The organism is Microbacterium sp. (assembly GCF_032084865.1).
In the GTDB taxonomy this organism is placed as follows: Bacteria; Actinomycetota; Actinomycetes; order Actinomycetales; family Microbacteriaceae; genus Microbacterium.
This window is the reverse complement of record NZ_DAMDLU010000029.1, coordinates 1-23,232: the sequence shown is the minus strand read 5'-3', so window position 1 is coordinate 23,232 and position 23,232 is coordinate 1. Positions and strand designations below refer to the sequence as shown.

Annotated in this window: 25 protein-coding genes and 1 pseudogene; 12 read left to right on the top strand and 14 right to left on the bottom strand. The window is 68.9% G+C overall.

Translation table 11 applies throughout. The annotated features are described in order from the left end of the window. The 6 genes and pseudogenes from RT309_RS05110 to RT309_RS05085 all read right to left on the bottom strand — a co-directional run. A pseudogene (locus RT309_RS05110) lies at positions 1-208 on the bottom strand (oxidoreductase); the annotation flags it as partial. Next, positions 205-1,608, bottom strand: coding sequence for an MFS transporter (locus RT309_RS05105; RefSeq protein WP_313355803.1), 1,404 nt, complete (start codon positions 1,606-1,608; stop codon positions 205-207). The pseudogene RT309_RS05110 and the gene RT309_RS05105, both read right to left, overlap by 4 nt. Before the next feature lie 9 nt (positions 1,609-1,617). Continuing rightward, positions 1,618-2,037, bottom strand: a complete 420-nt coding sequence (locus RT309_RS05100) for a nuclear transport factor 2 family protein (protein ID WP_313355802.1) — start codon at positions 2,035-2,037, stop codon at positions 1,618-1,620. Then, positions 2,034-2,777 (bottom strand): SDR family oxidoreductase, encoded by a 744-nt coding sequence (locus tag RT309_RS05095; protein ID WP_313355801.1) that lies wholly within the window; start codon positions 2,775-2,777, stop codon positions 2,034-2,036. Before RT309_RS05095 ends, RT309_RS05100 begins: the two co-directional genes overlap by 4 nt. A gap of 74 nt (positions 2,778-2,851) precedes the next feature. Then, the gene (locus RT309_RS05090; RefSeq protein ID WP_313355800.1) at positions 2,852-4,453 is read right to left on the bottom strand and encodes an NAD(P)/FAD-dependent oxidoreductase; all 1,602 of its coding nucleotides are present in this window, start codon (positions 4,451-4,453) and stop codon (positions 2,852-2,854) included. Beyond that, on the bottom strand, positions 4,450-5,373 hold the full coding sequence (locus tag RT309_RS05085) for an alpha/beta hydrolase (RefSeq protein ID WP_313355799.1): 924 nt from the start codon (positions 5,371-5,373) through the stop codon (positions 4,450-4,452). Before RT309_RS05085 ends, RT309_RS05090 begins: the two co-directional genes overlap by 4 nt. 66 nt (positions 5,374-5,439) lie before the next feature. Between RT309_RS05085 and RT309_RS05080 the strand changes: the two genes are divergently transcribed. Next, a complete protein-coding gene (locus tag RT309_RS05080) occupies positions 5,440-6,021 on the top strand; it encodes a PadR family transcriptional regulator (RefSeq protein ID WP_313355798.1) in 582 nt (193 codons plus the stop codon). 12 nt (positions 6,022-6,033) lie between these two features. Here the strand turns inward: RT309_RS05080 and RT309_RS05075 are convergent, their stop codons facing one another. Then, positions 6,034-6,813 carry an SDR family oxidoreductase gene (locus RT309_RS05075; RefSeq protein ID WP_313355797.1) on the bottom strand — a complete coding sequence of 260 codons (780 nt, stop codon included), beginning with the start codon at positions 6,811-6,813 and terminating at the stop codon, positions 6,034-6,036. Between the two features lie 168 nt (positions 6,814-6,981). Here RT309_RS05075 and RT309_RS05070 point away from each other — a divergent pair, with 168 nt between their 5' ends. The 4 genes from RT309_RS05070 (at position 6,982) to RT309_RS05055 (ending at position 11,652) form a co-directional block, all read left to right on the top strand. Next, positions 6,982-8,166: an ABC transporter substrate-binding protein gene (locus tag RT309_RS05070; protein ID WP_313355796.1), complete on the top strand. Its 1,185-nt coding sequence runs from the start codon at positions 6,982-6,984 to the stop codon at positions 8,164-8,166. A 102-nt stretch (positions 8,167-8,268) separates the two neighbouring features. After that, complete coding sequence (locus RT309_RS05065; protein WP_313355795.1) at positions 8,269-9,126, top strand: branched-chain amino acid ABC transporter permease; 858 nt, start codon at positions 8,269-8,271, stop codon at positions 9,124-9,126. 2 nt (positions 9,127-9,128) lie between these two features. Continuing rightward, the gene (locus RT309_RS05060) at positions 9,129-10,946 is read left to right on the top strand and encodes a branched-chain amino acid ABC transporter ATP-binding protein/permease (RefSeq protein ID WP_313355794.1); all 1,818 of its coding nucleotides are present in this window, start codon (positions 9,129-9,131) and stop codon (positions 10,944-10,946) included. Further along, positions 10,939-11,652, top strand: a complete 714-nt coding sequence (locus RT309_RS05055; RefSeq protein WP_313355793.1) for an ABC transporter ATP-binding protein — start codon at positions 10,939-10,941, stop codon at positions 11,650-11,652. Before RT309_RS05060 ends, RT309_RS05055 begins: the two co-directional genes overlap by 8 nt. Positions 11,653-11,740: 88 nt before the next feature. On the opposite strand, the gene RT309_RS05050 is transcribed toward RT309_RS05055, so the two are convergent. The 3 genes from RT309_RS05050 to RT309_RS05040 are packed head-to-tail and all read right to left on the bottom strand — an operon-like array spanning position 11,741 to position 13,592. Beyond that, a complete protein-coding gene (locus RT309_RS05050) occupies positions 11,741-12,223 on the bottom strand; it encodes a nuclear transport factor 2 family protein (protein WP_313355792.1) in 483 nt (160 codons plus the stop codon). Further along, positions 12,220-12,762: a nuclear transport factor 2 family protein gene (locus tag RT309_RS05045; RefSeq protein ID WP_313355791.1), complete on the bottom strand. Its 543-nt coding sequence runs from the start codon at positions 12,760-12,762 to the stop codon at positions 12,220-12,222. The genes RT309_RS05050 and RT309_RS05045 overlap by 4 nt, the downstream gene beginning before the upstream one ends. Continuing rightward, a complete protein-coding gene (locus tag RT309_RS05040; RefSeq protein ID WP_313355790.1) occupies positions 12,759-13,592 on the bottom strand; it encodes a glucose 1-dehydrogenase in 834 nt (277 codons plus the stop codon). The genes RT309_RS05045 and RT309_RS05040 overlap by 4 nt, the downstream gene beginning before the upstream one ends. A 75-nt stretch (positions 13,593-13,667) precedes the next feature. On the opposite strand from RT309_RS05040, the gene RT309_RS05035 reads away from it, so the two are divergent. Then, the gene (locus tag RT309_RS05035) at positions 13,668-14,486 is read left to right on the top strand and encodes an SDR family oxidoreductase (RefSeq protein ID WP_313355789.1); all 819 of its coding nucleotides are present in this window, start codon (positions 13,668-13,670) and stop codon (positions 14,484-14,486) included. Further along, complete coding sequence (locus RT309_RS05030) at positions 14,483-15,703, top strand: acetyl-CoA C-acetyltransferase (protein WP_313355788.1); 1,221 nt, start codon at positions 14,483-14,485, stop codon at positions 15,701-15,703. The genes RT309_RS05035 and RT309_RS05030 overlap by 4 nt, the downstream gene beginning before the upstream one ends. A 66-nt stretch (positions 15,704-15,769) precedes the next feature. Here the strand turns inward: RT309_RS05030 and RT309_RS05025 are convergent, their stop codons facing one another. Next, positions 15,770-17,374, bottom strand: coding sequence for an AMP-binding protein (locus tag RT309_RS05025; RefSeq protein WP_313355787.1), 1,605 nt, complete (start codon positions 17,372-17,374; stop codon positions 15,770-15,772). 112 nt (positions 17,375-17,486) lie between these two features. Between RT309_RS05025 and RT309_RS05020 the strand changes: the two genes are divergently transcribed. Beyond that, on the top strand, positions 17,487-18,098 hold the full coding sequence (locus tag RT309_RS05020) for a TetR/AcrR family transcriptional regulator (protein ID WP_313355786.1): 612 nt from the start codon (positions 17,487-17,489) through the stop codon (positions 18,096-18,098). Between the two features lie 9 nt (positions 18,099-18,107). Here the strand turns inward: RT309_RS05020 and RT309_RS05015 are convergent, their stop codons facing one another. Then, positions 18,108-18,860 carry a CoA-transferase gene (locus RT309_RS05015; protein ID WP_313355785.1) on the bottom strand — a complete coding sequence of 251 codons (753 nt, stop codon included), beginning with the start codon at positions 18,858-18,860 and terminating at the stop codon, positions 18,108-18,110. Next, positions 18,857-19,726, bottom strand: coding sequence for a CoA-transferase (locus RT309_RS05010; protein WP_313355784.1), 870 nt, complete (start codon positions 19,724-19,726; stop codon positions 18,857-18,859). The genes RT309_RS05015 and RT309_RS05010 overlap by 4 nt, the downstream gene beginning before the upstream one ends. Positions 19,727-19,830: 104 nt before the next feature. On the opposite strand from RT309_RS05010, the gene RT309_RS05005 reads away from it, so the two are divergent. Beyond that, positions 19,831-20,538 carry an SDR family oxidoreductase gene (locus RT309_RS05005; protein ID WP_313355783.1) on the top strand — a complete coding sequence of 236 codons (708 nt, stop codon included), beginning with the start codon at positions 19,831-19,833 and terminating at the stop codon, positions 20,536-20,538. After that, positions 20,535-21,434: an aldo/keto reductase gene (locus RT309_RS05000; RefSeq protein WP_313355782.1), complete on the top strand. Its 900-nt coding sequence runs from the start codon at positions 20,535-20,537 to the stop codon at positions 21,432-21,434. The genes RT309_RS05005 and RT309_RS05000 overlap by 4 nt, the downstream gene beginning before the upstream one ends. On the opposite strand, the gene RT309_RS04995 is transcribed toward RT309_RS05000, so the two are convergent. Next, entirely contained in the window at positions 21,404-21,865 is a 462-nt protein-coding gene (locus RT309_RS04995) for a VOC family protein (RefSeq protein ID WP_313355781.1), read from the bottom strand. The genes RT309_RS05000 and RT309_RS04995 overlap by 31 nt on opposite strands. A 53-nt stretch (positions 21,866-21,918) precedes the next feature. Here RT309_RS04995 and RT309_RS04990 point away from each other — a divergent pair, with 53 nt between their 5' ends. Further along, positions 21,919-22,659, top strand: a complete 741-nt coding sequence (locus RT309_RS04990; RefSeq protein WP_313355780.1) for an SDR family oxidoreductase — start codon at positions 21,919-21,921, stop codon at positions 22,657-22,659. After that, positions 22,659-23,232, top strand: a 574-nt coding sequence (locus RT309_RS04985) for a hypothetical protein (protein ID WP_313355779.1), incomplete at its 3' end; no start/stop codon positions are given. The genes RT309_RS04990 and RT309_RS04985, both read left to right, overlap by 1 nt.

The following is a 23,232-nucleotide window of genomic DNA, read 5'->3' as shown; positions in this document are numbered from 1 at the left end:
CATCGAAGGGGGAGATCCGCCCGACCGGATCCACCGCTGACGCTTCAGCGATGACGAGGCCCGCACCGCCCAGGGCGAACCGGCCGAGATGAGCGACGTGGAAGTCGTCGGGGAAGCCGTCCACGGATGAGTACGTGCACATCGGCGAGACTCCGACCCGACTGGGGAGGGCGACCTCGCGCACGACGAGGGGGCTGAACAGACTCATGCAAGCTCCTTGGAATCCGGAAGGCGGAGGAAGGCGGCGATGGCGACGGTCGCGACGCCGCACAGCGCGGCCGTGCCGAAGGACAGCAGCAGGGCGGGATGCGAGAGGTAGGCGTCGTCGACAGGGGAGGGCATCGCGGCGATCAGCAGAGCGAACAGCGCCGCGGCGACGGCCCCCGAGAGGGTGCGCACGACGGAGTTCACCCCGTTCGCGGCGGCGACCTGCTCGGCTGGAACCGAGGCGGTGATGAGCGAGGGCATCGCGGCGAAGGCGAACGCCACACCGACGCCGACCAGCCCGGAGCCGATCACGACCGTGGCCGGCTCGGAGTGCAGCACGAGCCGGAAGCCGAACGCACCGGCCAGGATCGTGGCGCCGAGCATGAGGGAGGCGCGGGCACCGAAGCGCAGGATCACCCGGGCGGCGACCGGTGACAGTGCAACCATGACGAGCGCCGACGGCAGCAGGTACAGGCCGACGGTCGAGCCGTCGGCGCCCAGCCCATAGGCGATCGAGGTCGGGGCCAGCGCCTCCTGTGTCGTGAGGAGGTGGTTCGCGTACATGCCGAAGGTCGCCACGAACGACGCGAGATTGATGGTGAGGATGCGCGAGGACATCGCTATGCGCACATCGACCATGGGGTGAGCGTGGTGGCGCTCCCACAGCAGCCACACCGGAATCGTGGTCGCAGCGACGGCAGTCATGCTCAGAGTCATCGGGCTGCCCCATCCCCACTGCGTGCCGCGGGAGATCGCGAGCAGCAGGGTGGTGAGACCGATCGTGAGCAGCACCGCTCCGAGAACGTCGAACCGACCGGTCGGCGCCGTCGGCGTCTCGGCTACCCGCACGACGATCAGCACGAGGAAAATCGCGCCGATCGCCCCTGACACCCAGAAGATCATGGCGAGACCGCCCCATGCGACGAGCGGGCCCGCCACCGCGAGACCGAGCGCAGATCCGATGCCGAGTGTGCCGCTCATCAGGGCGATGCCGAACGTCGCTGAGCGTCGCGAGACGGATGAGCTCATCAGCGCGATGCCGATGGGCACGACGGCCGTGCCGAAGCCCTGCAGCGCCCGCCCGATCATCACGCCGACGAAGCCGCCGCTCAGCGCCGCGATCACCGAGCCCATGACGAGCAGGCCCATGGCGGCCAGCAGCATCCGTCGTCGGCCGTGCATATCGGCCAGCCGGGTGATGATCGGCGTACCGACCACCCCGATCAGCAGCGTGATGGTCAGCAGCCAGGAAGCATCGGCCGCCGTGGTTCCCAGCAGCTCGGGGATGAGCGGCAGGACCGGGACGACGAGCGTGAACTGCAGCGAGCTGAGCATGCCGCAGCCGGCCAGCAGCGCGACCGCGCGCTCGTCGCGCTCCTCACCCGAGGTGACTCCCCGCACGCCCGCGACTCAGCTGCGCGTGATGGTGCGTCGACTGAGCTTCCAGCCGCCGGCATCGCGCACGTAGGTGTCGTCGTAGGTGCCGAGTGCCACGATCGTGGGATTCGCATCCGTCCCCGTGTAGTAGCGGAAGTACGCCTGCGACTCGGCTCTGTCGCCGTAGACGTCCACCACGATGCTGGAGACATCGTGGCGCGTGTGCGAGCCCGGTCCCTGGATGCCGTCTGCGCGTCGCGTCCGGACACCGGCGAGGATCGCGGCGCTGCCCTCGGTCCGACCGCCCGACATCGGCAGTCCGCCGGCGTCGGCGAGTTCCCACACCGCATCCTCGGCGAAGCACGCGATGTACTCCTCGGGTGTGCCGGAGTCGGCGAGGTGGGCGATGCGGGCGATCAGCATCGCGATCTCGACGCGGTCTTCGGCGCTCACTGAGTCACCGTCCATCCGCCGTCGACGGGGAGGAAGACGCCGTTGATGTAGCTCGCCGCAGGGGACAGGAGGAAGAGGGTGGCCCAGGCGATGTCGTCAGCGGACGCCATGCGCTTGAGCGGGATGCGGCTCAGCACGCGCTGTCCGGTCTCGCTCGCCGCGAAGCCCGCGAGGCGAGGGGTGTCCGTCATCCCGGGTGCGACGCCGTTGGAGCGGAACTCTGCGGAGCGGTACGCGACCAGATGGCGCACGTAGCCCATGATCGCCGCCTTGGATGCGGAGTACCAGGCGTTGTCGGTGCCGATCAGGTTGCCCGCGACCGATGTCGTGGCGACCATTGCGGCTCCATCGCCGGGACCGGCGGCTGCCCAGGCGTCCGTCATCCGCCGAACGCTTCCGACGCAGATCTCCAGCGCCCTGTCGAAGGGGATGTCGGCACTCGACGCGGGGCCGGCGTTGTTGTGCAGATAGCGGATCGTGCCGAGCGTCGAGCTCGCATCGGCGAAGCCCGCCTTCACCGCGTCGTCGTCCGACACGTCGCCCACCCAGGTGTGCACGGCCGGCGCGACGGTGCGCACCCGCTCTGCCGTATCCTCGAGACCGGTGGGATCGATGTCCCACAGGCTGACCGCGAGACCGGACTCGGCCGCGCGCTGGGCGGTCTGGCGCCCGATTCCGCTGCCGGCACCGGTGATCAGCACCGCGTCCCCTGACGTGAATCCGAAGTCGATACTGCTCATCCTGCGCTCCCTTGCCCAAGCGTTTGCTTGCTTGGACTCTAGTCTGCTCGAGAGTCCTCGGCAACCTTCCGCCGTCAGCGGCCGGCCATCGCGAACCCGCCGTAATCCGCCGCGGCGACCTGCTCACAACGATCGATGTACCTCTTGAATCCGCCGATGTAGGGCAGGAAGCCGCGGGTCTTGCCCTCGATGTTGGAACCCGTGTACCACGACGGGGCTGAGGCGAACAGTGTCCGGTCGGCGAGCTCGAGACCGTGGGCGGTCCATTCCGCCGCCGCGTCGGCTCGGGCCTCGAACGACGTGAAGCCGTTTCGGCGGCAGTGATCGATCAGGCGCAGCGCGTAGTCACCCTGCTGCTCCGAGGTCAACGCCATGTTGGACAGCACGCTCGGGGTTCCCGGACCGTTCAGCACGAGCAGGTTCGGATAGCCGGGGAGGGCGACGCCGAGGTAGGTCGACGGGAACCCTCGCCACTCGTCGCGCAGCAGCCTGCCCCCGCGGCCGAGGATGTCGATGGACGTCAGAGCACCGGTCATCGCGTCGAATCCGGTCGCATAGACGATGACGTCGTGCTCGCGCAGTCGCTCCGACGTGCGGATGCCGCTGACCGTGATCTCCGTCATCGGCTCGCGTCTGAGGTCGACGAGCGTCACGTGCTCGCGGTTGTAGGTCTCGTAGTAGCCACTGTCCGTGCAGATCCGCTTGGTGCCGACGGCGTGATCCTTCGGTGTGAGCGCGGCCCGCACCTCGGGGTCCGCCACCATCGCTCCGAGCTTCTGCTCGAAGAACGCGCGGGCTGCGTCGTTGATGACAGGGTCGACGGTGAGGCCCTGGAAGGCCTTGGCGAAGAGCACTCCGCCGCGGGTCCAGCTCTCCTCGAACACCGCCGCACGCTCCTGTTCGTCGGCTTCGTCGAAGGGGGTGGGGTGGCTCGTCCACGGCGAGCCGGCGGTGCTGTTCCAGGACTGCCGGCGACGCTGCGCGAGGTTCTGCTGCTGCTGCTCCCACTCGTCGTCGTCGATCGGGCGATTGAACGCCGGCACGCTGTAGTTCGCGCTGCGCTGGTACACCACGAGTTCCGCGGCGGCATCCGCGATCAGCGGGATGGCCTGCACTCCGGACGATCCCGTGCCGATCACCGCCACTCGCTTGCCGGTCAGATCGACGGGCTCCTCCGGCCACGCCGAGGTCTGCAGCACTTCGCCCTCGAAGGTGTCGCGTCCGGGGATCTCAGGCAGCTGCGGCTTCGACAGTCCTCCGGATGCCATGACGAGCCAGCGCGCCGACGTCGACAACCCCGATTCGGTGCGCACGTTCCACAGCTGAGCGCTCTCGTCCCATACGGCGGATGCCACGCGCTCGCCGAACCGATAGTGCGGGCGCACCTCGAATCGGTCGGCGACGTGGTTCAGATAGCGCAGGATCTCGGGCTGCGTCGCATAGCGCTCGCTCCATCGCCACTCGCGCTGGAGGTCGTCGTCGAAGGAGTAGGAGTAGTCGATGCTCTCGACGTCGCATCGCGCGCCGGGGTAGCGATTCCAGTACCAGGTTCCGCCCACGTCCGCGCCTGCCTCCAGGCCGAGGACGTTCAGGCCCACTCGCACGGCGTGGATGGTCGTGTACATTCCGGCGAAGCCGGCGCCGACGATGATGACGTCGTGTTCTGGGGTGGTCATCGGGTCTCCTTCATGAGGGCGGGGAACATCGTGCGCATGTCGGCCCACAGCATGTCTGCCGCGCTGCCGGCGGGTGCGTAGCCGGGAATCGTGAGGAATCCGTGGAACTGATCGGGGTGGTGTCGCAGGAGGACGTCGACTCCGGCGCTGCGAAGAAGGCGGGCATAGTCCGCGCCCTCGTCGCACAGCGGATCGAGTCCGGCGGTGACGATGATGGTGGGGGGAAGGCCTGCGAGGCTGCGCGCCGAGAGCGGAGTGACGTCCTCCGCGGAGGCTGATCCGTCGCCGAGGTAGCAGTGCCAGTAGAACGAGAGCAGCCGGCCGGTGACGAAGCAGCCCTCAGCTCGAGTGCGATGGCTCTGGGTCGACATGCTCGGATCCAGGAACGGGTAGAGCAGCACCTGGCCGATGATCGGCGCGTGCTCGCGGTCGCGCAGCACGAGCGCGGCGCCGGCGACGAGATTCGCGCCTGCGCTGTCTCCGGCGAGCAGCACGCCGTGGCGCGCCAGGCCGTTCTCGAGCGCCCAATCGACGACGGTGAGGACATCGTCTCGCGCGGCCGGTGGCATCGCCTCCGTCGCGACGCGGTACTCGACCGATATCACGACGGTGTCCGTGCTCTTGGACCACAGTCGGCAGAAGCCGTCGTGGCTCGCGATCGAGCCGTGCAGGAAGCCGCCGCCGTGGGCGAACACCGTCACCGGCGCATCAGGACGAGGCGAATGCGGGTGGTACACCCGCGCGGTGATCGAGTGGTCGCCCGCCGCCACGCTGACATCCTCCGTCCGGTCGACGTCGTCGATGTTCGCGGCCGGCCGCACCCGGGCGTCGGCAGCCCGGCGAGCCTCTTCGGGCGTCATCGAGGCGAGATCGGGAAAGGTCTCGTTCAGCAGCGAGAGCATGCGCGCAGTCTCGTTCATCGGTCTCCTTCGATCCGCATATGACTAACTGGCATACAATGATTAGGAATATGCCAGACTGAGCCGATGAGGTCAAGCATCGAATCCTCGACCGAGGTCGTCCTGCCCGAGCTCCCGGCGACCAGCTGGGCCGTGCTCGGCATCCTCTCCTTCGGTGCGGAGCTGTCGGGGTACGACATCAAGCGCTGGGCCGATCAGAGCCTCGCGTTCTTCTACTGGGCGCCTTCTCAGAGTCAGATCTACACCGAGCTGCGCCGACTCGAACGACTGGGGCTGGCGCGGTCACGGGTCGAGCAGACCCATGCGGCGAAGAGCCGTCGCCTGTACGCGATCACCGATATCGGACGTCGCAGCATGCGTCAGTGGGTCGACGAGGTTCCCGCGGAGCCGGTGATGCTGAAGCACTCGCACATGCTGCGCGTGTGGGCCGCGCACAACGGCGACCCGGTGCGACTCCGGCGTGCGTTGGAGGGGTACCGGGATGAGGCTCTGCGTGCTGCCGACGCAGCCATCGCGCACGCGCTCGGATCGCGGCGGGAGGAAGGCTGGCGGTTCTCCGGGGTCGCGCTCGAATGGTCGGAGCGCTTCTACCGCGATGAGGCGGCGCGGATCGAGTGGCTCATCGAGCGATTGGATGGCATGGGATGAGCATCCGCGAACTCAGACCCCGAACCCGCCGTCGACATCGAGCTTCTGTCCGGTGATGAACCCGGCGTCAGTCGAGGCGAGGAACGCGACCGCCGCGGCGATGTCAGCCGCCGAACCGAAGCGGCGCAGCGGGATGTTCCTCATCGCGGACTCGAGTGCCCTCTCGTCAAGATCTCCCGAGTCGATGAGGCGCGCGGCCATGCCGTCCCACAGCATGCCGGGACCGACGGAGTTCACGCGCACCCCATAGCGGCCCTCCTCGGCTGCGAGAGCGCGGGCGAGCGCTTCCACGCCACCCTTCGGGGCGGCTGACAGTCCATCGCGCACGGGGTAGCGACGGGTGGCCGCGCTCGTGACGACCGTCAACGACCCGGATGATTCGCGGAGTGCGGGAAGGAACGCCGTCGCTACGGTGAAGAATCCCACCAGATCCTGCTCGACCTGCTGGGCGAACTGTGTCACCGAGACCTTCGAGAGATGCACCATCGGTACGTGCGGTCCCGCAGCATGCACGACGGTGTGCACGGCGCCGTGGCGTGCGCGCAGGTCATCAGACAGAGCCCGCGCGGCCTCATCGTCGCGCACGTCGAGGTGGTGGGCCTCGGCATCGGGGCCCAGCTCCTCGAGGAGGGATTCGGGGCGTGACGATCGGTAGCTCACGGCGACCCTCATGCCGTCGCGGACCAACCTGCGTGCGATTGACGCACCGATCCCACCGCTTCCGCCGGTCACCATCGCGACGCCGGTCAGCTCGCGTGATCCCGTGTTCTGGGCGCTCTGGTCTGTGTCCATGCGAGGAAAGGTAGCAGTCGCTCACGTTGACTACCAAGCAATCGACCGGTTGGTATTGTTCGAAGAGCGCGGAGTGTGATTTACTGAGCAAGCGTTTGGTCGCTCTACTCAAAGACGAGAGGTACGGATATGCGATTCGGCAAACTCGCGGCAGCTGCCGCAGGCATCGTGGTTTCATCGGTAGTCCTGACCGGCTGCTCGGGAACCGCAGGCGGCGGCGACGTCGGCGGCGGGGAAGCGAGCGATGATCCCATCAAGGCAGTGATCCTCGGCGGTCTGGGAGCGGAGGGCATCCTCGGTGACAACGCGACGACCGCCGTCACGGCGGCGAAGGCTTCTGTCGACGCTGTCAACGACCTGGGCGGGATCTTGGACCGCGAGGTCGAGATCACCCACCTCGAAGACAATGCTGACCCCACGGTCGCCGTCACCAAGCTGCGTGAGTACATCGCCACGAAGGGCAAGCCCGACGTCGTGCTGAACTCCGGGCCGTCCACCATCACCGAAGCCATGCTGCCGATCCTCACTCAGAACAAGGTGCTGTCGTTCAACATCGGCCCCACGGCCACGTCGGCCGACCCGAAGGTCAACCCCTACAGCTTCGACCTCAGCGCCTCCGTGCCGGACTACCTCGGATCGTTCGTCGATGAGGTCGGGGCCCGAGGCTATGAGAAGGTCGCCGTGCTGCACGGCTCGAGTGCCTACGGAGAGCTCTTCGGGCAGCAGGCCGAGGCCATGCTGAAGGAGGAGGGCTTCGACATCACGGGCAACCAGGGCTTCGACAATGCCGCTCTCGACATGACTCCGCAGCTCTCTGCGCTGCAGGGCGGCGATCCCGACGTGCTCGTCCTGGACGCTTACGGCGCTCCGCTGGGCTATGTGCTGCAGAGCCTGGAGAAGCTCGGTTGGGACGTGCCTGTCATGGGCAACACCTCGGTCTCAGCCACCGGCCTCATCGCACGGCCGGCGCCGGACGGCGTGCTCGGCACCACCCAGGTGAAGAACCTCACGATGCAGGTGTACAGCAGCACGCAGTACAACCCCGATGACACTGCGGTGAACGAGGCCGTCGAGCGCATGGTGGCGGCCGGCGACATCCGCGCGTCGCTGATCACCGCATACAACTACGATTCGATGCTTCTGTTCAAGGCGGCGGCTGAGAAGGCCGGCGGCGTCGACGACGTCGATGCTCTGGTCAAGGCGATGGTCGACCCCGAGGTGCAGAAGACCGCGGGCACCGCGATCCTCAGCAACTACGCGTTCACCGCAGAGCTGCACAGCCCGCACGTCTCGCCGGACCAGTTCACGTTCATCCCTCCGGGCAAGCTCGTCAACGGCCAGTTCCAGCCCTGACGATGACAGCCTGACCGGCGTCGCCGACGGCTCGGATCTCCACCAGGATCCGAGCCGTCGGCACACCGAATCCAACGATGTGATGGAAGGAACCCGACCGCAATGACCATCATCTGGTCCGGTCTCGCCCTCGGCGCGATCTACGCGCTGGTGGCGATCGGCTACAACATCGTCTTCCTCTCTCAGAAGACGTTCAACTTCGCGCAGGCCGCGCTGATGATGCTCGGCGCCTTCATCGCGTACGTCGGCATCGCCGTCATGGGCCTGCCCTGGTGGCTGGTCGCGCTCGTCGCCGCGGTCGTCGTCGGGGCCATCGCCGCGCTCGAGGAGCGCATCGCGATCCGCCCTGTCAAGGACCCCCATAACCTGCTGGTCACGACCCTCGGCGCGTCGATCATCATGGAGGGCGTTGCCCAGGTGATCTGGGGCGGCGAGCCCAAGCGCGTTCCCTTCTTCATGGGCGACGAGGTGCTCGAGTTCATGGGCGGACGCGTCTACCCGGTCGAGCTGGCGCTCATCGTGCTCGTGATCCTGCTGGTGGTGCTGCTCACGCAGTACGCCAAGCGAAGTATGGGTGGCATCGCCCTGCTCGGCATGAGCGAAGACAGCGAAGCCGCCCAGCTGCGCGGTGTCAACGTGCGCCGGTTCGCGCTCATCGCCTTCGTCTTCACCGGCGTGCTCGCCGGCTTCCTCGGCGTGTTCATCGGCCCCAAGACCTATGCCGTCGCCACCCTCGGCGCCTCGCTCGCCCTCAAGGGCTTCGTGGTTCTCGCGATCGGCGGCTTCGGCTCGCTGTGGGGCGTGCTGGTCGGCGGACTCATCGTCGGTCTCGCCGAGGCGCTCGCGACCCGCTACATCGGCGCTGACTTCGCGGGTCTGACGGTCTTCGTGATCCTCATCCTCATTCTGATGATCAAGCCGACGGGGCTGTTCACTCGTCGCGTCGAACGGACGGTGTGACCATGGCGAACCTCTGGCTCCGGCTGCGCGCCGTCCCCGGGTGGATCTGGCCGCTGGCGATCGGCGTGCTGCTGCTCGCTCTGCCCTACCTCGGCCTCGACTACGCTGTCACCCGTCAGATCGAGCTGACGCTGATCCTGGCGCTCATCGTCGTCGGCCTGAACCTGTCTCTCGGGTTCGCCGGTGAGCTCGCGATGGGCCAGACGGCCATGTACGCCGCCGGAGCGTACGCCGCCGCGCTGTCGAACAAGGCCGGCGTCACCGACATCTGGCTGCAGATCCTGATCGGTGCGGCCGCGGCCCTGCTGATCGGCATCATCTCGGGCATCCCGGGTCTGCGATTGGGCAGTTGGTCGCTGGCGATGACGTCGTTCTTCCTGATCCTGCTGATCCCCGACGTGCTCTCGATCTTCAAGTCCGAAACTGGGGGCCGCAACGGCCTCGCGGGCATGATGCCGGCAACCTCGTTCGGACAGATGATCGACGGCCGCGGCTACTACCTGCTGATCGTCGGCGTCACGATCGTGGTGTTCGCCCTCATGCGCAACCTCATCGTGTCGGGGCACGGCACCGCGCTGCGCGTGCTCAAGCAGAGCCCCGTGCTCGCCGCGTCGGTGGGCATCTCGGTCTTCCGCGCCAAGCTCACCGCCTACGCGATCGGCGCGGTCCCTGCGGGCATCGCCGGTGCGCTTTTCGCCAACCTCGACCTGTTCATCTCGCCCGAGGCGTTCGCGTTCTCATTCGCGATGACGGTGCTCGCGGCATCGATCTTCGGCGGCTCGGCCAGCGTCTACGGCGCGCTCATCGGTGCCGCGGTGCTGCAGTTCGGGATGAACCAGTCGACGAACTTCAGCCAGTTCGGCCTGATCATCTCGGGCGGGTTCCTGCTTCTGGGTGGCGTCGCCTTCACAGGCGGCCTCGCGGGCCTGGTGCGTACGCTCACGCGTCGCGCCGACCGCGTCGCGAGGCAGAGGGTCGGCGTCGGTGTCGCCCCGGCCGCCGCGGCCGTGGTCGAGAAGCTCGACGGAGCGCTGCTGCGCACCGACGGCGTATCGAAGGCGTTCGGCGGCAACCAGGCGCTCTCTCAGGTGTCGATCGAAGCCAAGCCGGGTGCGGTCACCGCCATCATCGGTCCCAACGGGTCGGGAAAGACGACGCTGCTCAACATGATCTCGGGCTTCTACCGGACGGATGCCGGGACGATCTCGCTCGACGAGCACGAGGTCCAGGGCCTGCCTTCGTACAAGGTCGCCCGAGCGGGCGTCTCGCGCACTTTCCAGACGCCGAACGTGCCCGAGAAGCTCACAGTGCTCGAGGCGGTCGAGGCCGGCAGCTACGCTGCCGGCAGGGCAAGCGTCCTCGCCTCGATCCTGCGTCTGCCGTCGTACTGGAAGGCGCGTCGCGCCGACCGCCTGGCATCCGAGCGCGCGCTTGCGCTCGTCGGGCTCAGCGACCAGCGCGACGAGATGGCCGAGGCGCTGCCCCTCGGCAACCGTCGTCTGCTCGAGGTCGCACGCAGCCTGGTGAGCTCGCCCAAGGTGATTCTGCTCGACGAGGTCGCATCGGGTCTCGACGAGGACGAGCTGGAGGTTCTCGAGAAGCTCGTGGTGCGCCTGCGCGACGCGGGCATGACCGTGATCCTCGTGGAGCACAACTTCCAACTCGTGCTGCGCGTCGCCGACGACATCTACGTGCTCGCACAGGGCGCCGTGATGGCGCACGGGGCTCCGGAGCAGATCGAGAGCAACCCGCGCGTCATGGAGGAGTACCTCGGTGTGACGGCGGAGACCAACGTGGCGGGAGGCGCCGGCGATGAGTGATGTGCTGCTGGAGGTGACCGGTCTGCAGACCGGTTACGGCGACCTGACGGTCGTGCGCGACGTGTCACTCACGGTTCGCGCCGGAGAGATCACGGTGCTGCTCGGCCGCAACGGCGCGGGCAAGACCACGACCCTGCGGGCCATCACCGGCCTGAACAAGGTGTCGGGCGGCTCGGTGACGTACCTGGGCGAGCCGTTGACGGACGCCGCGCACAAGCGCGTCGCGAAGGGCATCTCGTACGTGCAGGAGGGCAAGAAGGTCTTCCGGGAGCTGACGGTCGAGCAGAACCTGCTGCTCGGCGGCTTCTCGAGGGGGCTCGGCAAGCGCGCGCTCGCGTCGTCTGTCGAGGAGATCTACCAGCTCTTCGCGATCCTCGGCTCGAAGCGGGCGCTGCCCGCGGCGAGCATGTCGGGCGGCCAGCAGCAGATGCTCGCGATCGGCCAGGCGCTCATGGCGAAGCCGAAGCTGCTGATCCTCGACGAGCCGAGCCAGGGGCTGGCGCCGGTCATCGTCAAGGAGGTGATGGAGCGGGTGCACGAGCTCAAGTCGACCGGCATCGGCATCCTGCTTGTCGAGCAGGCGGTGCAGGAGTCGGTCGCGATCGCCGACGAGGTCGCGGTGATCGAGATGGGGCGCACGACGCTCGCGGGCACCGCCGCCGAGGTCACCATGGACGACCTGCAGAAGGCGTACTTCGGCGCCTGACGCGCTGACGACGCACACGAAGAGGAGGGGAGGAGCCGCGGCTCCTCCCCTCCTCTTCGTGTGTCCGCGCGCGTTCCGGCGGTGTCTCCTAGGCGGGCAGCCCCGAGCCCTTCGGGTACCCGAGCACGGTGCTCTGCTCGCGGCTAAAGGCCGAGGTCACTCGGTGCGCGATCAGCCAGCGGCCGTCGACGCGCCGGTAGGCGACGTCGTAGAAGCCGTGCAGCGCGAGGCGCGGGGCGCCGGCGTCCTGGCCGTAGGACCCGTGGAACTCCAGGTGCACGCGCGCCTGCGCGGTGTCGCCGTCGAACGTGAGCTGCGGAAGGTGCAGGAAGTGGATGCCGTCGAACGGCGCCTGCGTGCAGAACGCGCGCAGCGCATCGGTGCCCTGCACGAACGTCACCGGGGGAGCATCGCCGACAGGACGCGACTGGTATGTGCCGTCCGGCGTGAACAGCGCGCTCCAGCCGTCGCCGTCGTGCTCGTCGAAGGTCCGCGCATACGCGGCTTCGAGCTCGATGATGTCGAGCCTGTCCTCGAGCGCCTGCAGGCGCTCCTCGACGGTGCGGGTCATGGCGTCGGCCTCTCCTCGTGTGCGGCTGCGGCTGCGCGGGCTCGCTCCATGCACTGCGCGAGCGGGTCGTCCGGTCCGCGTCGGCCCCGCGGGCCGGGGCCCTCGGGGTCGCGGAGGCGACCGGCATCCGCCCTGGTCCACTCACGCACCGCGGTGCGCTCGACGATCCGCCACCCCTCGGGGTCGCGGCGCAGATGGTCGAGGTAGCGGAAGCCGCTCGTGAAGTTCAGGCTCTCATCGTCGCGTGGGGTGCCCCAGTGCACGGCGGTGCCGTATGTCTCGGCGAACGCGTGGTCGCCGAACAGCTCGACCAGATGGTTGCCGATGATGTGCATCGTGCCGTCGAACACCGAGGTGCGCTCGCGCAGCCAGACGACGTACTCGTCGGCGGGACCCGAGAAGCCCGTGTGGTGGTCGACGCCGTCGTGGGCGTACACGGCGCGCACGGCCGCGAAGTCCGCGCGGTCGGTCGCGCGGCAGTAGCGCGACACGAGATCGTGGATCTGCTGGCGATCGGCCAGCTCGGCGGCGCTCGTCACGCCTGGTCCGGCATGTTGGTCCAGCCGCGGCCCGAGGCCTTGCCGTACCAGCCCGAGGCGGCGAGAGTGCCGCCGTCGACGGGGATCGTGTGGCCGGTGATGAACGCCGCGTCGTCGGAGGCGAGGAACGCGACGACGCCGGCGAAGTCCTCAGGGCGCCCGAAGCGGCCGAGCGGCAGCCACGAGCGCAGCAGTGCGGGGTCGCGGCCTGCGAGCATGAGCTCGGCGGTGGTCTGCGGGGTGTCGGCCAGGTCGGGCGCGATCGCGTTGACGCGGATGCCGGAGGGGCCGAGCTCGACGGCCATGCTCTTCGTGAAGGCCGAGACACCGGCGTTGTACGCGGAGTAGACGGCGTTGCCCGGGATGCCGCGGAACGCCTCGACGGTCGAGACGTTGATGATGCTGCCCGCGCCGTGCGCGAGCATGCCGGGCAGCAGTGCGTGCGTGACGGTGAGCACGTGCCACAGGTTGAGCTCGTGCAGGCGCTGCCATTGCTCGCGGGGGCTCTTCGCGAAGAACGACTTGGCAGGCCGGAAGTCGCCGACGTTGTTCACGAGCACGTTGGCATGGCCGTGCTCGTCGGCCACGAGCGTGGCGAGACGGTCGACCGTGTCGTCGTCGGTGATGTCGCCGATCAGGGTCGTGACCACGCCGCCGGCCGCGGTGATGTCGGCGGCCGTGGCCGCTGCGGCCTCGGCGTCGATGTCGACGATCACGACGTGGTCGCCGTCACGGGCGAAGCGGCGGCTGATGCCGCCGCCGATGCCGAGGGCGCCACCGGTGATCACGACGGTGCGCGGATGCTGATGAGTGACATCTTTGTGGCTCATTCAACAAACCTAGCATTTGGTTGGTAGCATGAACAGGTCGGCGCAGAGTGGCGCCACGACACGGAGGAGACGAGAGTGAGCCTGGTCTTGGATTTCACGGGCAAGGTCGTCGCGGTCACCGGGGGAGGCCGCGGTGTCGGCCGCGGCGTCGTCGAGGCGTTCCTCGATGCGGGCGCCGAGGTCGAGTTCTGCGGGCGCACCGAGCCCGACTCGATTCCCGAGCGTGAGGGGCGCACCGCGCGCTTCACCGCGGTCGACGTGCGCGACGCGGCGCAGAACCAGGCGTGGATCGACGGCATCGTCGCGCGACACGGACGCCTCGACGTGCTCGTGAACAACGTCGGCGGATCGCCGTTCGGACGCTTCGAGGTGGGGTCCCCCCGCTACTTCCAGGCGATCACGGAGATCAACTTCCTCTCGGCCGCCGTCGCCATGCGCTCGGCCTTCGAGCCGCTGCGCGCGGCAGGCGGATCGGTGATCAACATCACCTCCATCAGCGCTCGCCGCCCGAGTCCCGGCACCGCCATGTACGGCGCGGCGAAGGCCGCGCTCGAGAGCCTCACCCGCAGCCTCGCCGTCGAATGGGCGCCGGAGGTCCGCGTCAACGCCGTCAGCAGCGGTCTCGTCGCCAGCGAGAGCGGCGCGGACCACTACGGCAGCCCCGAGCAGTACGCCGCGGTCGCCGGCACGATCCCCCGCGGACGCATGGCGTCGCCGGCCGAGCTCGGAGCAGTGTGCGTCATGCTCGCCTCGCCGTTCTCGGCGCATGTCACGGGCGCGGTCGTGCCCGTCGACGGCGGCGGTGAATGGCCCGCCTTCCTTTCCCACACCCCGAACGCCGACATCGTGCAGCAGGCCGATCGCGCGCACACAACTGGAGGAACCACATCATGACCGAAGCCGTCATCGTCTCGGCCGCGCGATCCCCGATCGGCCGCGCATTCAAGGGCAGCCTGAAGGACATGCGCGGCGACGACCTCGCCACGCAGATGATCCAGGCCGCGATCGACGCCGCACCGGGGCTCGACCCGAGCGAGGTCGTCGACCTGATGGTCGGATGCGCGCAGCCCGCCGGGCAGCAGGGCTACAACATCGGACGGATGCTGGCGCTGCAGCTCGGCTGGGACTCGGTTCCCGGCACCACGGTCAACCGCTACTGCGCGTCGTCGCTGCAGACCTCGCGCATGGCGTTCCACGCGATCAAGGCCGGCGAGGGCGATGTGTTCATCTCGGCCGGCGTCGAGGCGATCTCGCAGTTCGGCTCGGGCAAGGCCGACGGCATGCCCGACACGAAGAACCCGCGCTGGGCGGCCGGCGCCGAGCGCACGGCGCGCGAGGCTGAGGACGCCTCGTTCGTCTGGTCGGACCCGCGTGAGCGCGGCGAGATCGCCGACATCTACATCTCGATGGGCGAGACCGCCGAGAACGTCGCCTCGTACCGCGGCGTCTCGCGCCGCGTGCAGGACGAGTGGGCGGTGCTCAGCCAGAACCGCGCCGAGGCCGCGATCGCCCGCGGCTTCTTCGAGAAGGACATCACCCCGATCCGTCTCGCAGACGGCACGCTCGTGACGAAGGACGACGGCCCGCGTGCCGGTGTCACGATCGACAGCGTGAGCGCGATGCAGCCGGTGTTCCGCCCGCACGGCACCGTCACCGCGGCCAACTGCTGCCCGCTGAACGACGGCGCCGCTGCGCTCGTGATCATGAGCGACACGCGTGCCGCCGAGCTCGGACTGACCCCGCTCGCCCGCATCGTCTCGACGGGCGTCTCGGCGCTCTCGGCCGAGATCATGGGCCTCGGCCCGGTGCAGGCCGTCGAACGCGCGCTCGCGAACGCACGCATGTCGGTCGGCGACATCGACATCCTCGAGATCAACGAGGCCTTCGCCGCCCAGGTGGTGCCGTCGATCGATGACATCGGCATCGACGCCGACAAGGTCAACGTCAACGGCGGTGCGATCGCGCTCGGCCACCCGTACGGCATGACGGGTGCGCGCATCACGACCACGGCGATCAACGCGCTGCGCGAGCGCGACGAGCAGTTCGCGGTCGAGACGATGTGCACGGCCGGCGGCCAGGGCATGGCGATGGTGCTCGAACGCCTCAGCTGACACGCGACAGGCAGAGAGGAGGCCGGCCCCGATCGGGGCCGGCCTCCTTCGCGTGTGCGTGACGGGTCAGGCGAGCGTGCGCAGATCCGACTTCAGGATCTTGCCGGTGGCGTTGCGCGGGAAGTCCTCGACGAAGATGAACTCGCGGGGCACCTTGAAGTTCGCCAGGTGCGTGCGGCAGAACGCCTCGAGCTCGGCGGCGTCCGGCCGCGGGTCCGCGTCGTGCAGCAGCAGCACGTACGCGCGGCCCACGCTGCCCATGCGCTCGTCGTCGACGCCGATCACGGCGGACTCGTTGACCGCGGGGTGCTTGCGCAGCACGTTCTCGACCTCGGCCGGGTACACGTTGAAGCCGCCGACGATGAACATGTCCTTCAGCCGGTCGGTGATCTTCAGGCATCTGTGCTCGTCGAGCCGGCCGACGTCGCCGGTGTGGAACCAGCCGTCGGCGTCGAGCACAGCATCCGTCGCCGCCTGGTCCTCGAAGTAGCCGAGCATCACGCTGTCGCCGCGCAGCAGGATCTCGCCGTCCTCATCGGCACCCAGGACGTTGCCGTCGCCGTCGATGATGCGGACCTCCATGCCCGAGACCGCCGGGCCCGTGGTCTGCGAGGCGTGGTCGAGCTCCTCACCGTGACGCGACATCGTCGCGACGACGCACTCGGTGAGTCCATATGCCTGCGCCACGGTCTTGAAGCCGAGGATCTCGACCATGTCGTGGAACAGGGTCGCCGGCGCCGCGGTCGCACCGGCGATCGCGAAGCGCAGCGACGACAGGTCGTACTCGCGCAGCCGCGGGTGGTCGAGCAGCGAGGTGAAGATCGTCGGCACGCCGGGAAGCACGCTGATGCGCGCCGACTGGATCAGCTCGAGAAGCGCGACCGCATCGAACACCGGCACCGGGTACATCGTCGCGCCGGCCATCAGGCACGAGATCATGCCCGCCTTGTAGCCGAACCCGTGGAAGAACGGATTCACGATGGCGTAGTTGTCGTCCGCGGCGAGATCCGCGCCCAGAGCCCACGCGCGCGACACTGCGAGCGTCTGGCGATGCGCCGTCAGCACGCCCTTGGGCACGCCGGTCGTGCCCGACGTGAACAGCACGTCCATCACATCGTCCGGGCTGACGGCATCCGCCTTCGCGTTCAGCACGTCATCGGCGATCGCCGCGCCCGCCGCGAGGAAGTCGGCCCACGACAGCACGCCGGCATCCGCCGAGTCGTCGAGCGTCACCACGGCGCGCAGATGCGGCAGCCCCGGCACCACGCCGTCGGAGGAGTCGCATGCCGCAGCCGCCGCCTGACGCAGGTCGGCGCTGTACGACCGGCCGAGGAAGCCGTCGGTGAGCACGACCGCGGTCGCCCGCGAACGCTCGAGGATCGCCGCGGCCTCCGAGCCGGTGTAGCGGGTGTTCAGCGGGACGACCGCGATGCCGACGTACTGGGCGCCGAGCATCGCCAGCACGAACTCGTGCCGGTTCGGGGCCCACAGTCCGATGCGATCGCCGGGGGCGACGCCCTGTGCCAGGTAGGCGCGCGCCACATCGCGTACGCGCGTGTGCAGCTCCGCGTAGCTGATGACCGTGTCGCCGTCGACGATGGCCGGGTGAGACCCGAGCGCGGCCTTGTCCGCGAGCATGGCGGGCACGGTGGTGGCTTCAGTGATCGACATGAGGTCCTTTCTCATTACATGAGTACACTCCGGCGGGACGTTTCGCGAAGCGGGGTCCGTCCGGCAAGATTGAGCGAGCGTCAGCGAGGGCGCGATCGACGAAGGAGAAGTGATGGCATCCAGCGCCCGAGGTTCTCGAACCGAGCCGAGCTCCGAGAGACGCGACCAGATCCTGGCGATCGCGGCGCACCTGATCGCGCAGCGCGGATACTCCGCGACGACCGTGCGCGACATCGCCGACGAAGCCGGCATCCTGTCGGGAAGCCTGTACCACCACTTCCCGTCGAAGGAGGCGATCCTGCAGGAGATCCTGCGATCGTTCCTGACCGGGCTGCGCGAGCGCTTCAGCGCGATCGTGGCCGAGGGGCTGAGTCCTCGTGAGACGCTCGACAGGCTCATCGCCCACGCGTTCCACACGATCGAGTCGAAGCCCGACCAGGTCGGGCTGTACCAGAACGAGCTGTCGTTCCTCGGCAGCCAGCCCGGATTCGAGTTCCTGCACGAAGAGCGCGTGCAGATCGAGGAGCTCTGGATCGAGCAGTTCCGCGAGGGCCAGCGCGTCGGGGACTTCCGCACGACCGTCGACCCGGCGATCGCGTACCGCTTCTACCGCGACGCCGTCTGGTCGACCGTCGCCTGGTACCGGCCCGGTCGCGGGCACACCGTGGAGAGCCTCATCGGCAACTTCCTCGATCTGGTGCACAACGGCCTCCTCGCCGACTGATCCGACGGATCAGTCCGCGACCTCTCGCGTGCGAGTGCCACGCGGGTCGAGCACGTCGCGGATGAGGCGCAGCTCTTCGGCATCCGGGATGCGGGTGAGTGGCGCGTCGGCGACGTCGATCGCGAACCCGGTCGCGTCGACGACCTGCTGCGGGTCGACGCCGGGGTGGATCGAGCGCACCTTGACGGCGCCGTCCTCGGCGTAGTCGAGCACGGCGAGGTTGGTGATGATCACGCCGAGGTCGTGAAACTCGAGGCCCGCAGCCCGGGCGCGGTCGTTGCCGACGCCCGAGACCATGTCGACGGACTCGACGAAGATGCGGGCGCTGTGGCGCGACACCCAGTAGTCGACGCGGTGGTTGACCGAGTTGCCGGGAACACCGCGCACGCCGATCAGCTGGCGGGTGGGCTTCTTCCAGTCGCCGATGAGCGAGATGTTCTGGTTGCCGAAGCGGTCGATCTGGCTCGCGCCCATCATGCTCTGCCGGCGACCTGTCGCCACGATGTCGAAGATGCGCCGGAACGGCGCCCAGCCTTCGACGTGAGCAGTCTGCTGATCGGGGGCGCCGGGCATCGGCGGGCCGTCGAGGAACAGCGCCTCGCCATCGCTGAGCACGAGGTCGGGTGCGCTGGTGAGGGCGGCGAGTCGTGCGCCGAGCGCGGGGATGATGCCCACCGCATGCGCGAGGACCTCGCCCGAGTCACGGTAGGTGTCGGCGCACGCGGCGATGCAGATCTCGGCGATGGTGGCGTCGGTGCTCATGACTCTCCTCGGTCGGCATGGAAGCGTGCGACCGCCGCGTGGTATCCCGCTTCGTCGGTCTGCAGGAAGGTGTGCTCGAACTCGGCCCAGGCCGCGGGGTCCTTGGCTGCGGTCGCGTAGTGGCGCTGGAAGGCCTCGTCGCGCTCGTAGTCGGGTGCGCAGGTGGTGAAGTGCGCGCCCCGCGGAGCCTCGACGACGGTCGAGGTGAACATGCGGCTGAACAGCAGCGTCTGCATGCTGCCCTCGGCAAGAAGCTCGGAGGTGGGGACGACCTTCTCGGTCGACACGATCGTGCGCTTCGCGGCCATGGCGAACAGGTCGTCGAAGTACGGATCCGGGCCGAGGTACTGCGCGTTGCCGCGGGCGTCGGCGCGGTTCACGTGCACGAGTGCGACATCGATGTCGAAGGCGGGCATCGCGATGTACTCGGCATCCGAATAGGGGGAGCGGACGGTCTTGAGGCGGGGGTTGGCGGCGGGGACGTCGGAGCCGAGGCCGGCGCGGATCGGAAGGAAGTCCAGGCGGGCGGATGCTGCGCGCAGGCCGGTGACGAACATGCCCTCGTCGTACTCCTCGACCTCGAGCTCGCCGCGCTCGCGCGCCTGCGTGAAGTTCGGGTCGAGCGGGATGCTGTCGAGCGAGACGAACCCGTAGACGAGGCGACGGATCCGACCCGCGGCCGCGAGCAGACCGACATCGGGTCCGCCGAGGGTCACGACGGTGAGGTCGGTGAGGTCGTCGCGACGCAGCATGGCGCGCACGAGCGCCATGGGCTTGCGGCGCGAACCCCAGCCGCCGATGCCGATGGTCATCCCGCTCTCGAGGCCGGCGACGGCGTCGTCGATGCTCATCCGCTTGTCGGTCATCCCCGCTCCTTTGCGTGAAACGCTACCTAGCGCTTGTTTGGGAATCACAGTACCATGCGGAGAACGACTGACAGCAAGGGAGCTGCCCGATGAAAGCGCGGAGTATGGCTGAGCACGTGATCGTGACAGGCGGGGCGAGCGGCATCGGGGATGCCGTCGTCGGGATGCTCCGTGAGCGCGGGTGCGCGGTGACGGTGTTTGACCTGCAGCCGAGCCCGCGGCCCGACGTGCACTCGGCAGTCGTCGACGTGTGCGATGAGGCCGCAGTGGACGCAGCCATCGCCGAGGCGTCCGCGCGGGGCGCCATCGGGGGACTCGTCGCATGTCATGGCGCCCGCGGCGCCTATGTGCCGGCGCTCGAGATCGAGCTCGATGCGCTGCGCAGGCAGTTCGACCTGCATGTGGTCGGCACTCTCGCGATCGCGCGCTCCATCGTGCGTCGACTCGACGGGTCCCCCGCATCGATCGTGCTCATCTCGTCCACCACGGCGTACGGCGGATGGGCGGATCAGAGCGACTACGGCACCGCCAAGGCCGCCGAGCGCAAGCTCATGGAGAACCTCGCCGTGGAATGGGCGCCGCTCGGAGTGCGCGTCAACGCGGTGGCTCCCGGACACACCCGCACGCCGATGGTCGAGAGCCTCGTCGCGGCCGGCTACGACCTCTCGACGGCCGAGCGCCGCACGCCGCGCGGGCAGCTCGCCGCGCCCGAGGAGATCGCCGAGGCGGTGGTCTGGATGCTGTGCGACGCCTCGCACGTCATCGGACAGTGCCTCCCGGTCGACGGCGGCTGGACGGTGGTGGGCAAATGATCGCCACGCGCGCACTCGGCGACCTGCGCATCTCGGCCATCGGCCTGGGCGCGATGACCCTCACGCAGCTTCCGGACGCCGATGTCGAGCAGGGCGTGCGCGTGGTGCATGCCGCCGTCGACGCGGGCGTCACCCTGTTCGACACGGCCGATGCCTACGGCCCTGGCCCGGGAAGCGAGCTCGGCGTGAACGAGCGCGCTCTCATCGCGGCGCTGAAGCAGCACCCCGACGCGCTGGAGCACGTGATCATCGCGACCAAGGGCGGGCACACCCGGGGCGAGGACGCCTCGTGGCTGATCGACGGCTCGCCCGAGCATCTCGCGCGAGCCGCCCGCACATCGGCGCATCGTCTCGAACTCGACGTGCTGCCGCTGTACCAGCATCACCGGCCCGACCCGAACGTGCCCTACGAGGAGTCGATGGGGGCGCTGCGCCAGCTCGTCGACGAGGGCGTCGTGCACCGGCTCGGCGTCTCGAACGTCGGTCTCGAGCAGCTCGAGATCGCGACCCGCGTGCTCGGCGACGCGCTCGTGAGCGTGCAGAACGAGTACTCGCTGCTGCAGCGCGAGAACGATCCGGTGCTGCGCCGTGCCGAAGAGCTCGGTCTGACGTTCTTCGCCTGGGGGCCCCTGGGAGGTCGCCGTGCGGCGAAGGACCTCGGAGGAGCGGCCGACACGGTCGCCACCGTCGCCGCGAAGCATGGGTCCAGCCCGCAGCGCGTGGCGCTGGCCTGGCTGCTGAGCCGCTCACCCGTCATGGTGCCGATCCCTGGATCGAGTCGCCCCGACAGCGTGCGCGACTCGGCCACCGCGCCCGAGCTCGCGCTCGACGATGAGGATCTGAAGGTGCTCGACGGCGTGATCGATCAGGGCGACGCGGGGGTCGCCGAGAGGTGAGGTTCCTGCAGCAGCTCGACGCGCACGTCGTCGGGGCCGAGCACGTAGACGTAGCGGCAGCCCTCCATGGGTCCCGCCGTCGCGGTCATGGTCTGCGACAGCGGGCGATGGCCGAGTGCGGCCAGAGCCGAGAGCGTCGCCTCGATGTCGTCGACGACGATGGCGGGGTGCGCCGCGCCGACTCGGCCGTTGTCGGGGTCGATCGGCTGCGCTCCGGTGCCGCGGTACTCGGCCAGCTCGATGAAGACCCCGTCCGCCGCCTGGATGAACGTGAGCAGCACCTCGACTCCCGGGTGGCCGGTGGCGGCATCGACCGCAGGGCCGCTCTTCACCAGCGGGCCGGTCACGACGCCTTCGGTGGCGGCCGCGTAGAAGGCGGTCGCCGCGGTGGTGTCGCTCACCGTGATGCCGATGTGGTGCATGCGCGCCATTCGCGTCTCCTCACAAGCGCTTGTTCGAACACTCACTATCGCGGAGGTACTCCATGAACGCAACGCCCATCATCGACCTTGCCGGCAAGGTCGCCGTCATCACCGGCGCAGCCGGCGGTCAGGGGCGGGCCCACGCGCATCTGCTCCACGAGCTCGGTGCGCGCCTGGTGCTGACCGACCTCGACGGACCCGCAGTGACGGCGTTCGCACTCGAGTTCGGCGACGATGCCATCGGGCTCGCCCACGACGTGGCATCGGCTTCGGCCTGGGCCGAGGTGGCGGATGCCGCGCAGCGCGGGTTCGGCAGAGCCGACGTGCTCGTCAACAACGCCGGCTACTGCCCTGTCGGGTCGCTGGCCGACACCTCGGAGCAGGTCATCCGGCTCACGCTCGACGTGAACCTCATCGGTCCCATGCTCGGAATCCAGGCACTCCTCCCACTCATGGGCGAAGGAGCGTCGATCATCAACATCGCCTCGACCGCGGGGGTCGCGGGCTTCGCGAACCGCGTGCCGTACTCGGCGTCGAAGTGGGGTCTGCGCGGGGTCACCAAGGCGCTTGCGCACGAGTTCGCCGGCACCGGCATCCGCATCAACACGATCTGCCCCGGGGCGATCGACACCCCGATGATCTCGGAGGAGGCACGGGCAGGAGTCGGGTTCATCTCGCGCATCCCGATCCCGCGCGCCGGACGCCCCGAAGAGGTCTCGCGCCTCGTCGCGTTCCTCGCGAGCGACGCGAGCAGCTACTGCACCGGTCAGGACTTCATCATCGACGGCGGGCAGGTGGCCTGATGCCCGCGTACGAGTTCGACGGCGTGACGCCCGTCGTCGACCCGACCGCGTTCGTGCACGAGACCGCGAGCCTGATCGGCGACGTCATCGTCGGGCCCGGGTGCTACATTGGGCCGTTCGCGAGTCTGCGCGGCGACTTCGGTCGCATCGTCGTCGGCGAGGGCTCGAACGTGCAGGACTCGTGCGTGATCCACGCGTTCCCCGGCGCGGATGCCGTGCTCGAGCCGAACAGCCACATCGGCCATTCCGTCGTCCTGCACGGATGCCGGATCGGGTCGTACTCGCTGATCGGCATCGGGTCGACGATCCTCGACGGCGCCGTGATCGGGGCGGAGTCGCTGGTGGGCGCGGGGTCCCTCGTGACGGCGGGCACCATCGTGCCGCCGTCGTCGAAGGTACTCGGCGCCCCGGCCAAGGTCGTCGGCGCGCTCGACGACGAGGCGCTCGCCTGGAAGCGCAACGGCGTGCACCTGTACCAGCGCCTCGCACAGCAGAGCCGGGCGACGCTGCGTGAGACCGTGCCGCTCGCCGCGGTCGAGCCGGATCGCGCCCGCGTGACGTGGGCCGAGGGCG